Annotated in this window: 12 protein-coding genes; 8 read left to right on the top strand and 4 right to left on the bottom strand. The window is 52.6% G+C overall.

Translation table 11 applies throughout. From position 1 onward, the window contains the following. Together FBY01_RS28550 and FBY01_RS28545 are read left to right on the top strand one after the other, a co-directional pair. Positions 1-465, top strand: a 465-nt coding sequence (locus FBY01_RS28550; protein ID WP_178113313.1) for a BCCT family transporter, incomplete at its 5' end; no start/stop codon positions are given. A gap of 90 nt (positions 466-555) precedes the next feature. Beyond that, on the top strand, positions 556-1,692 hold the full coding sequence (locus FBY01_RS28545; protein WP_147213291.1) for a mechanosensitive ion channel family protein: 1,137 nt from the start codon (positions 556-558) through the stop codon (positions 1,690-1,692). A gap of 108 nt (positions 1,693-1,800) precedes the next feature. Here the strand turns inward: FBY01_RS28545 and FBY01_RS28540 are convergent, their stop codons facing one another. Beyond that, positions 1,801-2,520, bottom strand: coding sequence for a 3'-5' exonuclease (locus FBY01_RS28540; protein ID WP_145310447.1), 720 nt, complete (start codon positions 2,518-2,520; stop codon positions 1,801-1,803). Continuing rightward, positions 2,517-4,397: a DUF294 nucleotidyltransferase-like domain-containing protein gene (locus FBY01_RS28535; protein WP_145310448.1), complete on the bottom strand. Its 1,881-nt coding sequence runs from the start codon at positions 4,395-4,397 to the stop codon at positions 2,517-2,519. Before FBY01_RS28535 ends, FBY01_RS28540 begins: the two co-directional genes overlap by 4 nt. A gap of 533 nt (positions 4,398-4,930) precedes the next feature. Between FBY01_RS28535 and FBY01_RS28530 the strand changes: the two genes are divergently transcribed. Continuing rightward, positions 4,931-6,208 (top strand): DUF2254 domain-containing protein, encoded by a 1,278-nt coding sequence (locus tag FBY01_RS28530; RefSeq protein WP_145310451.1) that lies wholly within the window; start codon positions 4,931-4,933, stop codon positions 6,206-6,208. Between the two features lie 3 nt (positions 6,209-6,211). Here FBY01_RS28530 and FBY01_RS28525 read toward each other — a convergent pair whose 3' ends face one another. Together FBY01_RS28525 and FBY01_RS28520 are read right to left on the bottom strand one after the other, a co-directional pair. Next, positions 6,212-7,534 (bottom strand): chloride channel protein, encoded by a 1,323-nt coding sequence (locus FBY01_RS28525; RefSeq protein WP_145310453.1) that lies wholly within the window; start codon positions 7,532-7,534, stop codon positions 6,212-6,214. A gap of 175 nt (positions 7,535-7,709) precedes the next feature. Then, positions 7,710-8,030: a hypothetical protein gene (locus FBY01_RS28520; protein WP_145310454.1), complete on the bottom strand. Its 321-nt coding sequence runs from the start codon at positions 8,028-8,030 to the stop codon at positions 7,710-7,712. A 402-nt stretch (positions 8,031-8,432) separates the two neighbouring features. On the opposite strand from FBY01_RS28520, the gene pstS reads away from it, so the two are divergent. The 5 genes from pstS to FBY01_RS28495 all read left to right on the top strand — a co-directional run bounded on the left by pstS (position 8,433) and on the right by FBY01_RS28495 (position 12,611). Then, on the top strand, positions 8,433-9,449 hold the full coding sequence (gene pstS / locus FBY01_RS28515) for a phosphate ABC transporter substrate-binding protein PstS (RefSeq protein WP_178113315.1): 1,017 nt from the start codon (positions 8,433-8,435) through the stop codon (positions 9,447-9,449). A gap of 73 nt (positions 9,450-9,522) precedes the next feature. Next, positions 9,523-10,518 carry a phosphate ABC transporter permease subunit PstC gene (gene pstC, locus FBY01_RS28510; RefSeq protein WP_145310458.1) on the top strand — a complete coding sequence of 332 codons (996 nt, stop codon included), beginning with the start codon at positions 9,523-9,525 and terminating at the stop codon, positions 10,516-10,518. After that, complete coding sequence (gene pstA / locus FBY01_RS28505; protein WP_145310460.1) at positions 10,515-11,387, top strand: phosphate ABC transporter permease PstA; 873 nt, start codon at positions 10,515-10,517, stop codon at positions 11,385-11,387. The genes pstC and pstA overlap by 4 nt, the downstream gene beginning before the upstream one ends. Further along, complete coding sequence (gene pstB, locus FBY01_RS28500) at positions 11,387-12,166, top strand: phosphate ABC transporter ATP-binding protein PstB (protein ID WP_145310463.1); 780 nt, start codon at positions 11,387-11,389, stop codon at positions 12,164-12,166. The genes pstA and pstB overlap by 1 nt, the downstream gene beginning before the upstream one ends. Positions 12,167-12,230: 64 nt before the next feature. After that, a complete protein-coding gene (locus FBY01_RS28495) occupies positions 12,231-12,611 on the top strand; it encodes a CrcB family protein (protein ID WP_372241906.1) in 381 nt (126 codons plus the stop codon). The last annotated feature ends 368 nt before the right edge of the window (positions 12,612-12,979 follow it).

Here is a 12,979-nt window from a genome sequence, read left to right as displayed (position 1 = left end):
GTCAGGGAGTTCTTAATCTCTGTTTTGTTAGTTCCTACCGTGGTGTCCGTATTATGGATGACGACGTTTGGTGGCACTGCCATCGACCAAGCTACTGTGCAAAACTTGGTTGGCGTTAAGGATGCTGTCCTAGAGTTGAAACTGTTCGCCATGCTGGGAGAACTGCCACTAAAAGAAATATCTTCATTCTTGGGGATTGTTCTGGTGATCGTCTTTTTCATCACTTCCTCAGACTCCGGTTCCTTAGTCATCGATACGATTACAGCAGGGGGTAAGGTCGATGCGCCTGTTCCACAGCGTGTATTTTGGGCCGTCATAGAAGGAGTGATTGCCATTGCACTGTTGTTGGGCGGAGGTCTCGTAGCACTACAAGCTATGGCGGTATCTACGGGTCTGCCTTTCGCTCTTGTGCTGGCTCTGGGCTGCGTATCTCTTGTGAAGGGACTGATGTCTGAGCCCCGCTAGTTAACTATTGAGGGCGCCAAGCATCCCGTAACCTTTATATAACCCGCCCAGTACGCGCTGGCGGGTTAAACCTCGAAAAAGGAGGTCAGAATGTTTCAAGAAACATTAAATTTTTTTATGACTTACGATTTTCTGGGAATCTCGTTAGCCAATTGGGTTTTCGCTATTTTGTTAGCGACCCTTAGTTTCGTCTTGGCAAGAACTGTGATTGGTTTTTTCCTTAGGAAGCTTCGAAAAATATCAGCCCTACCAAATGCCCCCGTTAGCAATATCGCAGTCGTAGTGCTTTCAGGCACAAGTAACACACTCTTACTGCTGGCATCGATACTCGTTGGTGTAGGCGTACTTGACCTACCCGAGCGCTGGTTAGGACGAGTCAGCAGCCTATGGTTCGTAGTCGCTGCTTTGCAGATCGGCTTGTGGGCGAACCGCGCCTGTGCTTTGGCGCTCGCTCAATATTTTAGACGGCACAGCGCCTCTGAAACGTTCCAGGGCAGCGCCTTGGCGACTCTAAGTCTGTGGGGGGCGAAGGTATTCCTGTGGGTCGTAGTAGTTCTGTCGATGCTTTCGAATGTCGGCGTAAATATCACAGCGTTTGTTGCTAGTCTGGGCGTAGGCGGCATCGCTATAGCCTTGGCTATGCAGAATATTCTAGGGGATGTCTTCGCTTCGTTGTCCATTGCGGTAGATAAACCATTTGAGGTAGGCGATTTCATCGTTGTGGGCTCATTATCTGGCACTGTCGAGCATGTTGGATTGAAGACAACGCGGATTCGTAGCCTGGGCGGTGAACAAATCGTTATGGCAAACGCGGAAATGATCGGGAGTACAATACAGAATTACAAACGGCTTCTGGAGCGTAGAATAGTCTTTGAAATAGGGCTTACTTATACTTGCTCTGCGCTTCAGGCCAGGGAAGTAACACAACGAATCGAGCATATTATCAGTCAGCAAGAAAGAGCCAGATTTGACCGATGCCATTTTCGGAGTTTTGGGGAGAGCGCCTTAGAATTTGAGGTCGTATACATTGTGCTAGACCCAAGTTACAACATCTATATGGATATTCAGCAAGACATAAATTTAGCAATAATGGACGCATTTAACGAGATAGGTGTCAGCTTTGCGTTCCCATCACGAACCGTTTACGTTGCATCGACTCCAGGGGCGGAGGTGCCTGTGGGTCGTAGCAAAGATGTGGCTGTGAGGACTTCAGAGCACTCGATATAAACGCATGCTCAGACGTATAGAATCATGCATATCGCCTGACAGACTTTCGAGGCGTTTGAGAAGCCTCCCGCCATAGCATTTCGGGCGCCCCCGCTTGGTGCTGGGCCGTCAGTCCCATAGAGCACCAATAGGTGACGCTGATGAATAATGGGTAGCTATCTGCGCTTGTAGCAGCTCAGCGGTCGCGAGGGCATCAGTTAACGCATGATGCCCTTGATAGGCTGGAAGGTTATAACGCGAGCGGCTGTCGGCCAATCGTATGGATGTCTGCGGGCGGCGCATGAGCCTGGCAGCCCAACTTTGCTTTTGCCGATGCATCCTGGCTTCCAATTGCATCGTGTCTACGACCGGAAACCTCAGACCTTCTCCGAGGTGCCTGCGCAGTGCTGCATCAAGGAACTCTCGCTCGATATTGCGGTAATGGACGACAATCACTTTGCCGGCCATGGCCTGCAGAAGTGGTTCCAGCACTTCCGGGAGCGAGGGAGCATTCAAAATCTCAGCGTGGGTAATGTGGTGGAAGGTGACTGACTTTTCACTCAGTTCTGATGATGGGTTTAGCACCCAATACTCCGCCTTGCTGCAAAAGATGCGCTTTAAAGTGAACGGCACCAAACCAATGCTGACAATACTGTGAGCCTGGGCATTGAGCCCAGTTGTCTCTACGTCCATCGCAAGAAATTGCACGCTTTCAATCAGAGTGTGTGGTGAGACGACGCCCGCCTGATAAAACGTTCTCAAGCAAGAATTGGCCGACTTCTGCGCCAATTCCCGGAATACGAATGGCCAGTTCGCCGGGTCAGCCGGCTCCACCTTAACCCCATTCATTTTGAGGTGCGGCCCTTTGACGGGTAGCGGAAGCGCAAAAAATTCTGGCCGTTACTCAAGACCTGGAAGGCCTCTTTGAGATTGTGACGCTCGCTATTAGAGAAGTGTTCAGGCTCGATATAGTTATTGGGCGTTTCTCCCTGCTCCAGCGCCTCTACCTGATGCCGAATTCGCACCATGGAGAGGAACTCCAGCGCATAGCGCAGATGCTTCAGTGCTTCGGGCGGCATGATATTAGCGCTAGTGATTGCATCGATACGGTCAAACGAGTTCTGCGCAGTACTGCCGCAAGCAAGAGCATGGATGCGAATAAGGTCGGTGAGCGGTGCGGTACCGCGACCTTTCAGATTGATGATTCTTTTCTGTTGTCCATCTGTCTCGACGACAAAGGTACGAAAAAATCCCAGGGGCGGTGTCCGGTTCAGTGCAATCCTGGCCATGGCACTGAGAAATCCGAGGTGAGAACTGGATTTGCGAGCGCACAGAACTTTGAGTTCTTCCACTAGCGAGAGCTGGCCGAATACGCCATCCAGATCGAAAAAAATGCAGCTATTAAGCAAGGTTGTCGGGTTTGGTTTTTCGATCCACTGATCAAAATAGCTGCGCCAAATCCTCAAAGGCTGGCGCCATTGATCGTTGGTCGCCATGACTCCGCCCTTACAGTAGCTGTATCCACACGCGGCTAGGCCATCGCTTACAAACGATGCAAGGCTACGGAAATATGCATCATGCGAGGCGGGATCGAATCGATCATCCAGCACCAAGGCGTTATCTTGATCGCTTACTAGCAGTTGCTCATCGCGCGCCATGGAGCCTAGAACCATGAAGCAGTAAGGTACTGGAGGTGGACCCAGTTTTTCTTCTGCAAGTTCCAGCAGACGCTGCGTGAAAGCTCTGCCGATACCTGAAATAGCGCTACCGATCATGTGCGCAGTCGCGCCATCCTTCACCATCCGGATGTATGTTCCACGCAGGTCTCGTAAAAGCGACTTTAGACCGTCCACCGACGTCTGGTTAGATATTCTGTTGACCAAGTACAAGCTACTGTGGGACTCGTACCGAATAATATCTGAGAGGTTGATCACGCCAATCGGGAGCCCGTTGTTGAGAACCGGCAAGTGATGGATATTGCGGCGTAGCATGACAAGCATGGCTTCAAAGCCTGAATCGTCAGCATTTATGGCCACTGGATCGGTCGTCATGATAGCGCTGATGAGCGTTTCGCCGGCGTTCCTCCCGACTGCTACAACGCGGGTGCGAAGATCCCTGTCGGTCACGATCCCCCGGATCTCTCCTGCCTGCAGTGCCGCTGACGACATAACCACGACACAGGCAACGCGTTGTTCGGTCATCAGCTTTGCAGCCTCGCCAACCGTGGTATCCGACGTCACCCAGACCAGGGAGCGTGACAGCAAGGCCCGGCATTTGAGCTGGATCAGTTCGCTCGCCCGGCCCTGCGCCTCGACTGCAGACTTAAGCCTGGAGTGCCCTTCAGCTTCAACGAAATCCGCAAAGGCGTCATGCTGTGCGCACAGATCGGCGAATACGTCGGCGGGGATGTAGTAAATCAGACTGTCTTCAAGCGCTCTCGCAGGAAAACGAACTTTGTTGCTGCGCAAGAGCCCTGCCTGGCCAAAGATATCGCCTTCGACAAGCCGGTTGTAAAGCTCACCATTGCGTCGATATATCTCCACTGCGCCGCTGCGCACATAGTGCAAATCCTGGATAACGGCACCCGCTTCCAAGATGTCGCTACCGGCCTTGAAGTAACGCACATCAACTCGCCGAGCCATAGCATCTACCGACTCCCTGGGCAGTTGATCAAACGGGGAAAAACGATAGAGATGGTCGCTGATCTCCTGCATCTCGGCTTGCATGGAACCTCGGTATGCTGGAAGGAAAAAATCGCCAAAAGGCGTACGTTGAAATTTGCTGCTCGCCCGAAAAGCCTATCAGATACTTTCTATCAGATTATAAGATTAAGGCAATTCAAGCCGAGTGGGCGGCAGCGGCCTTCGCAAAATACGGCATCCATCCGCTCTTAACAGTAGGCTGTCGATTTGAGTGAAAGTTCTGTAACCATCGTGGTTAGCAGTCGAAGACTCGGGGCATCGCGAATGGCTCCCCTCCTCTGCCGCCACACACAAACGGCATGGACCGTATTTTTGTTTGCGATACCGATGCGCCGATAGTTGCGAAGCTGCCGTCAGGGTAGCGCGACCAACCAGTAACATTATGTTGCACTCTTAGGCATTATTGCTTTCAACCCTTGTCGTGTAGCTCCACTGCCTGAAACCTTAAAAAGGCCAGAAGATGTAGTTGTTAGCTAGCGCGCAAACTACCATCGACATTACGAATAAACTTCTGCGCCGCCCGGTGCTCAATTGATGTAGTCACTGAAGGATTGCACATGATCGCTCGCTGGCGCTGGGTAATAAGCCAACTGACAAAGAGGCTGTGGTTCAGAGCCTCCTTGTTTTCAGTTCTCGGAGTAGCGACCGCACTGCTCGCTGTGGTGCTCAAAGACTTCATCCCTGAATCACTGTCGGCTCGCATCGGCGCGGATGCCGTGGACAATATTTTGGGCATCATTGCCTCCAGCATGCTGGCCGTCACAACCTTCTCGTTGAGTACGATGGTTACCGCTTACGGGGCCGCGAGCAGCGGGGTGACACCGCGTGCTACTACCCTGGTGATGGAAGACACCACGACCCAAAATGCCCTTGCTACCTTTATAGGCTCATTTCTCTTTAGCCTGGTAGGGATCATCGCATTGAGCACGGGCGCCTATGGCACGCAAGGTCGAGTATTGCTGTTCGCAGTGACGATAATTGTGGTCATCCTGATCGTTTACACCCTCCTGCGCTGGATCGATCACTTGTCAAAACTCGGAAGGGTGGGAGAAACCATCGACCGCGTCGAGAAGGCTGCGATAAAGGCAATCACTCAACGAATTCAGTGGCCCTACTTAGGCGGCTCAGCTTACACGACCGATCTGTCGCTACCTCCTAGCGCAATCACAGTCAAAAGTGAGCTAACAGGCTATGTGCAACATATCGATGTGTTCGCGCTCGGAGCTATCGCGCAGGACGTTGAAATCCAGGTTTATCTAGAGGTGCTTCCGGGGACATTTGTGCACGAGGGAATGCCACTCCTACACATCGTGAGCATGGGCAACACGATGGCTTGTGATACCGATACTGCAAGAGAGAAGGTTCTAGCGACTCTGACCATCGGCGTCCGACGAACCTTTGAAAATGATCCCCGCTTCGGACTTTGCGTGCTTTCGGAAATCGCTTCTCGCGCTCTGTCGCCTGCGGTGAACGACCCTGGGACAGCCATCGATGTCATTGGCCGGGGAGTGAGAACTTTAACTTGCTGGAGCAAGCCTCACGGACCTGGCTCGCATACAAACCAAGGATGTAAACAGATCTTTCTCCGAGGATTGACGGTTGATGATCTGTTCGATGATTTTTTTGCCCCCATCAGCAGGGATGGTGCAGCTTTGCTAGAAGTTAACCTTCGCGTGTTAAAAGCCCTAATCAGTCTCGCTGAAATAAACCCTGCGATCTTTAAGGATGCATGCGACAGGCACGTGGCTCTTCTGATCACTCGTGCAGATATTACGTTAACTCTGCAGCATGAGAAGGATCAGCTGAACTCACTGGCTAGAACCATGACACCGTAAGGCCTATCGAGTTGGATTCTTTGGCGTGGTGGCAGTTTCTGCGTTCTCGAGAAAGCCTCGCGCCAATTGCTGATACAACTCAGGGCCCATTCTTGAGCTGACCGCCTTGGCAATCAAGGCTACCGCCATTAGGCTGATCACCATACTGTGGCTATCAATCATCTCCATCACGATGATTGCGGAGGTGATTGGTGACTGAGTAACGGCAGCCAGAAAACCGACCATACAGAGTGCAATAGTGGGCTGCGCGGCCAGATGAAAAAGCTCTGCGGTATTGGCGCCGACTGCTGCCCCTACAGCGAGCGAAGGGGCAAAAATACCTCCTGGGATACCAGAAAAGTAGGTCACTACGGTCGCTAAGAAGCGCGTAATGGGGGCATGCCATGGCAGGACAACATCGGATGCGATGACCTGAGAGGTAATACCGTATCCGCTACCGAAGGACATTCCGCCACTTAGCCAGCCCAATATTGCGACGATCAATCCGCAGATACCGGCAAACCACACAGGGTGCAGGCGTCGCCACTGCCAGATGAAGAACCGTGGGTGACGCTGTGGCCATAGCAACATTCGGCTGAACAAACCACCCAATAGCCCGCATCCCGTTCCGATTACCAAAGCTGGGATGACTATGTCGAGGTTGATGTCCTGAATGCCGAAATGACCGAAATAGTTGTAGTTTCCCTGCAAGGCAATGGCGACCATCCCAGACAGGATGATGGTGCTGAGAAGAACGCCACTCGTACGGGTTTCCAGCTTGCGTCCCAGTTCTTCTACGGCGAATGCGATCCCTGCCAGGGGCGTATTAAATGCTGCCGCAATACCCGCTGCACCTCCCGCCAGAATGAGATCCTCGCTGCGTACGATTCGCGCATTGGGCAGGAAGCGGTGAAAGAAATGCATGATGGATGCCGCAACCTGAACTGAGGGGCCCTCGCGCCCCGCTGAAAAGCCGCCCGTCAGCGCCAGAGTTCCAAGGCTTATCTTGGCGAAAGCAATACGCAGTGAAACCAGTTTATTAATCGGCTTACCTTGACGCGCAAGACGTGTCGCTGCGATTACCTGCGGAATCCCACTGCCTTGCGCTCCCACGAAAAAGCGTGTTGTCAGCCCGACTACGAGCATGCCGATCAGTGGGGTGTAAATAAGAGGCAGCCATGCGCGCTCAGCAGTCTGTTGCGCGAACTGCGCCAGGGCTATGTCCGCCAGCCTTGCAAAAGCCACTACCAGTAGGCCGGCAATGGTCGCTGCAACCCATAGCGTTACGCGAGTGCGCCAGCGCATGGAGGCGAAGCCTCGACGTAACAGCTTTATCGGTTTGATCATCCGAGGGCTCCTGAGCAAGTAACTACGTAGAGCGTAAGACTAAACAAATAAACCGTACGCTCCAAACAGCTTAGGGAGCACCACATGACAGGTTCTTTTTTCGCTTATGGGTTTTCACTTAGGCGAGCTTTTCGCTGGCATCTTCGTCGGTGCGCGCTTGGGTCAAGCGATGGCATCAGGAAGGAGTGTTGCCCGGACGCTTACGATAAGCAGTCGACCAGGAAATAAAAACTGCACTTGTCGGGTGAGAGAGGCTTACGGGAATCGTGGTCGCACTAGCACTGATTCTGAAACCGCCTGCGCGACGATCATTAACCGTTTTGGCATGCACGGGAAACCTGGCGCCATCAAAAAGCTCTTGAGCCACTAAGAAACTCAACAATGACCCACGCATGGCATGCATTGATAATTCACCATCCTGATAGGCTGTTTGCAATGTGTTTCTGTTCGGTACGGCCGCCTTGAAACAGCTTAAGGTTGAGACGTTGGCACTCACTTTCAGCCTCTAGTCGGGTCTGATAGGGGTTGAGCGAACCTTGCTGGCATGGAACCCCGTTGAGATCTCCCTTGGCTACAGCGTCAATGCTGGCCCTAGCGTAATGTCATCACGGCAATCTTGGGCGTTTTGCTCATGGCCTAATTGTGAGCAAGACAGTCCCTCATTCGGCTTCCCTACATCGGCATACGAGGGTCAAACGACAGCGCTTTGGGCTGTAAACCGGTGTTGTCGAGCATTTTCGACGAGCAGAAGAGTAAAGGTTCTCGATTCACACATATTTCAAAATATTTCTGAAAATGCCGAAACTGTCATCGGATAGAAATATTTAAAGAATTAAATCGTCACTTCTCCGATAGGTGGATACCTCCACTTAACTCCTTTCATTGAGGTGTTGTCGTGATGTTGCTGACTAAAAAAAGCCTGTCTGTCCTGCTGGCTTCCCTCTGCATGAGTGGCCTTGCCCATGCGACCGATGTTACCGGTGCGGGCTCCAGCTTTGTCTATCCGGTTTTGTCCAAGTGGTCTCAGGACTACAGCAAAAGCTCCAGCAACCGTATCAATTACCAGTCGATTGGATCGGGTGGCGGTATCGCTCAGATCAAAGCGGCAACAGTGGATTTTGGCGCGTCTGACGCACCGTTGTCTGCCGATGATCTCAAGGCCGGTGGCCTGGGCCAATTTCCCAGTGTGATTGGCGGCATCGTGCCGGTGATGAACATTGAGGGTGTAGCGCCGGGCCAGTTGAAGCTCGATGGTGAGACCCTGGCGAAAATCTTCTTGGGTGAGATTACAGTCTGGAACGATCCGGCCATCGTCGCCCTGAACCAAGGCATGAAACTGCCAGACAGTAAAATCACCGTCGTCCACCGTTCTGACGGCTCTGGCACCTCATACAATTTCACCAACTACCTCTCCAAAGTGAGTGATGGCTGGAAATCGAAAATCGGTTTCGGCACGACTGTGCCTTGGCCGGTTGGTGTGGGTGGTAAAGGCAACGAAGGTGTCTCGGCCTACGTAAAGCAGATCAAAAACTCAATCGGTTATGTTGAGTACGCCTATGCCCTGCAAAACAAGATGACTCACGCACAGCTCAAGAACGCCGCCGGGAAATTCATTCAGCCCAATGCCAAAGCGTTCCAAGCGGCTGCCGACACTGCGGACTGGGCTAACGCCAAAGACTTCAACCTGATCATGACCAACGCGCCCGGGGATAGCGCTTGGCCGATCACGGCGACCACCTGGATCATCATGTACAAACAGCCGAAGAATGCCGAGCAAAGCCAAGCGGCCTTCAACTTCTTCCAATGGTCGCTGGAGAAAGGCCAGCAACAGGCCTCGGCGCTGGACTATGTAGCCCTGCCCGACTCTCTGGTGAAACGTATCGAAGGTTACTGGAAGTCTGAATTCGCCCATTGATTCAGCAACACTTAAACCCCTTCCTCAAGCAAGTTTTGCCTGGCGAAGGGGTTTGTTTGTGAGTAGACGTATGATGAACGACACAGTCCAACCTTTGACCATGACCCTCCACGTTGGCGACGTTACGAGTGATAAGCGTGCGGCTCGCGATCAGCGTCATGATCTCTGGTTCAAGCATTCAATGCTTGGCGCCGCAATGCTGGTGCTGTTGCTACTGGTGAGCATCGCCGCCTCGACGCTTTGGGGCGGTAGTCTTGCATTCAAGACTTTCGGTCTCGACTTTCTGACAAGCACTGAGTGGGATGCCGTCAACAATCACTTCGGTGCTTTGGTACCGATTTACGGCACCTTGGTGACCTCTTTACTGGCACTGCTGATTGCGGTTCCTGTCAGCTTTGGCATCGCGATTTTTCTCACTGAAGTAGCTCCGCCCTGGTTGCGGATGCCCGTCGCCTCGGCGGTTGAATTGCTCGCGGGAATTCCATCGATTATCTATGGCATGTGGGGGCTCTTTGTATTCGGCCCGTTCATGGCAGAGCATCTATCGCCTTGGATCAATGACTATCTGGGTGAGCTTCCTTTGGTGGGTTCGCTATTTCAGGGCCCACCCTTAGGGATTGGCATGCTGACAGCGGGTATTGTGCTGGCAATCATGATCATGCCCTTCATCACCTCTGTCATGCATGAGGTGTTTCGTAGTGTTCCAACAACCCTCAAGGAGTCTGCTTACGCGCTAGGTAGCACTACTTGGGAAGTGGTCTGGGACATTGTTCTGCCTTACACGCGGTCAGCGGTTGTCGGAGGAATTTTTCTCGGGCTCGGACGCGCATTGGGCGAAACCATGGCGGTGACTTTCGTGCTGGGTAATGCTCAACAATTCTCCGCCTCATTGTTGATGCCAAGCAGCTCCATTGCGTCAGTCATCGCCAACGAGTTCAGCGAAGCCTATACAGACCTGCATCGTTCGGCGCTGATTGCACTGGGCTTCCTGCTGTTTGTCGTCACCTTTATCGTACTGGCGCTAGCACGACTCATGCTCATGCGGCTTTCACGCAGGGAGGGTCTATGACCGGCAACGAACGTCTCTACCAAATTCGGGCTTTCAAGAATCGACTTGCATTGGTGCTCAGTTGCGGTGCCACTGCGTTCGGTCTCATCTGGCTGGTCTGGATTCTACTAACCACAGTGATCAACGGATTTCAGGCACTCAATCTTCGCCTCTTTACGCAGATGACGCCGCCGCCCGGTACGGAAGGTGGGCTGGCAAATGCGTTCTATGGCAGCGCCCTGATGTCCGGTATCGCCCTGCTTATCGGGACGCCCATTGGCTTGATGGCGGGAATCTGGCTAGCGGAATTCGCTCGACACTCGCGTCTAGGCACCACCGTCCGTTTTATAAACGACATTCTGCTGTCGGCACCATCCATTGTGCTGGGGCTGTTCATCTACACCGGCGTCATCTTGCCGTTGAACATACTGACTAATCACCAGATTGGCTTCTCCGCTATCGCCGGCGCTCTGGCACTGGCGCTATTGGTGATTCCAGTGGTGGTGAGAACCACTGACGAGATGCTTCAGTTACAACCCTCAACCATGCGGGAAGCCGCGCTGGCGTTAGGCGTCCCGCAATGGAAACTGACTCTGCAAATCGTATTGCGAGCGGCAAAAGCGGGCGTGGTGACCGGGGTGCTTCTCGCACTGGCGAGAATCACCGGTGAAACAGCGCCGCTGTTGTTTACAGCGTTCGGCAACCAGTTCTGGAGCAGCAATCTTCTGAAACCGATTGCCAGCGTGCCCGTAGTGGTTTTCCAGTACGCCATGAGCCCATTCGATGACTGGCACTCCCTAGCCTGGGCTGGTGCATTGGTGCTGACCTTGTTTGTACTGGTACTCAGTTTACTGTCCCGCTTGATCCTTTTACGCAATAGGTTGACCTGATGAATAGCCGTGACCTTGCCGACGAAAGAACTAAAATTCGCGTTCGTGGCCTGGAGTTTTTTTACAATAACCAGCGGTCTCTGAACTCCATCGATATGGATATTCCAGAGAAACGTATCACTGCAATCATTGGGCCGTCAGGTTGCGGGAAGTCGACGTTACTGCGGGTGTTCAACCGTATCTACGCCATGTACCCGAAGCAGGAAGCGCGGGGTGAGGTGCTGCTCAACGGAGAGAATATTCTCGCGCCTAGTTACTCGATGAACCGCCTGCGTAGCCATATCGGCATGGTCTTCCAGAAACCGGTACCGTTTCCGATGTCCATTTACGATAACGTCGCTTACGCCGTGCGTCACCATGAAAAACTTTCCCGTCGTGAAATGGATGAGCGCGTAGAGCAGGCGTTAAATGGAGCTGCGCTTTGGGACGAGGTAAAGGACAAGCTCAAACAAAGTGCACAGAGCCTTTCGGGTGGTCAACAGCAGCGCCTGTGCATAGCCCGCACCATCGCTTTGCGCCCCCAAGTATTGCTTCTAGATGAGCCAACTTCCGCTCTTGACCCGATATCCACCGGGCGCATAGAGCAGTTGGTTACTGAGTTGAAAGAGCAATACACCGTAATCATCGTGACCCACAACATGCAGCAAGCGGCACGGGTGTCGGACTACACCGCCTTTATGTTCATGGGCGAATTGATTGAGCATGATGTGACCGATAAGATTTTCACCATGCCAAAAATGAAGCAGACGGAAGACTACATTACAGGTCGCTTTGGATAACCAATTCCTTTCCTTCAGTACATAAGCTCTCAGCCCCTAGAGCTGCAAGGAGTTCGTCAGCTTGGTGAGAACATTAGTGGCCATCGCCATAAGCGCATCGCTTGGAGGGTGGCTACGCAGTATTTTGGGGGCGAAGCTCAAGGATTTGTTTCCGAGCGTGCCCGCAGGAACGCTCGTAGCGAATTTAGTTGGGGGGTACTTCATTGGCCTGACCATCGGCTTTTGGGCGGATTCGCCGCTGCTCTTTCCTCGCTGGCACCTTGCGATCATCACAAGCTTTTGCATAGGGCTCGCGGTCTTCTCACTAGCCTCGGCAGGATCGGCTACGTTAAGCCACAAAGAACGGTTTATTCCTGCAATTGGGGCTATCTCGCTTCACGTCGTAACCGTGCTTGCCATGACTGCGCTGGGAGCATTCACGTTCCAGCGGATAAGCGACATCTAGAACGATTAACCATAAGTTGATATGACATATGTGTAGTGATTTCAGCCCAGGCTAAATCCTTGCGCAGAACGACAGAAACAGAAAGCCCGGCGCGAAGCCGGGCTTTTTGTATTTCGGATGGGGCTGGTCCCTCAGCAAATTCGAGTGTAATTCAGGGAGACCTATTGTGCAGCTAACACTTTCCCGTAGGGTCGGTATTAGATATGAATTGCACGGAAGCGACTGCCCGGTGAGCATTCCCTATCTGTGACGGCTGACATGACGAGCTGGCGCTGCAAGCCATTTAGACATATTTTCTTAGCATCGAGGCTACCGAGATAACCGGATGGTTTCGCCACTCCGCCACGTCATATTGGTGGGAACCATGA

The sequence above is a fragment of the Pseudomonas sp. SJZ077 genome (assembly GCF_007993905.1).
Lineage (GTDB): Bacteria > Pseudomonadota > Gammaproteobacteria > Pseudomonadales > Pseudomonadaceae > Aquipseudomonas > Aquipseudomonas mandelii.
This window is presented reverse-complemented; position numbering and strand designations above follow the sequence as displayed.

Coding starts and splice junctions, on each gene's coding strand:
- FBY01_RS28530 (WP_145310451.1), top strand. CDS start 4,931: ATGATCGCTCGCTGGCGCTGGGTAATAAGCCAACTGACAAAGAGGCTG.
- pstS (WP_178113315.1), top strand. CDS start 8,433: ATGTTGCTGACTAAAAAAAGCCTGTCTGTCCTGCTGGCTTCCCTCTGC.
- FBY01_RS28540 (WP_145310447.1), bottom strand. CDS start 2,520: ATGAATGGGGTTAAGGTGGAGCCGGCTGACCCGGCGAACTGGCCATTC.
- pstC (WP_145310458.1), top strand. CDS start 9,523: ATGAACGACACAGTCCAACCTTTGACCATGACCCTCCACGTTGGCGAC.
- pstB (WP_145310463.1), top strand. CDS start 11,387: ATGAATAGCCGTGACCTTGCCGACGAAAGAACTAAAATTCGCGTTCGT.
- FBY01_RS28525 (WP_145310453.1), bottom strand. CDS start 7,534: ATGATCAAACCGATAAAGCTGTTACGTCGAGGCTTCGCCTCCATGCGC.
- FBY01_RS28535 (WP_145310448.1), bottom strand. CDS start 4,397: ATGCAAGCCGAGATGCAGGAGATCAGCGACCATCTCTATCGTTTTTCC.
- FBY01_RS28545 (WP_147213291.1), top strand. CDS start 556: ATGTTTCAAGAAACATTAAATTTTTTTATGACTTACGATTTTCTGGGA.
- pstA (WP_145310460.1), top strand. CDS start 10,515: ATGACCGGCAACGAACGTCTCTACCAAATTCGGGCTTTCAAGAATCGA.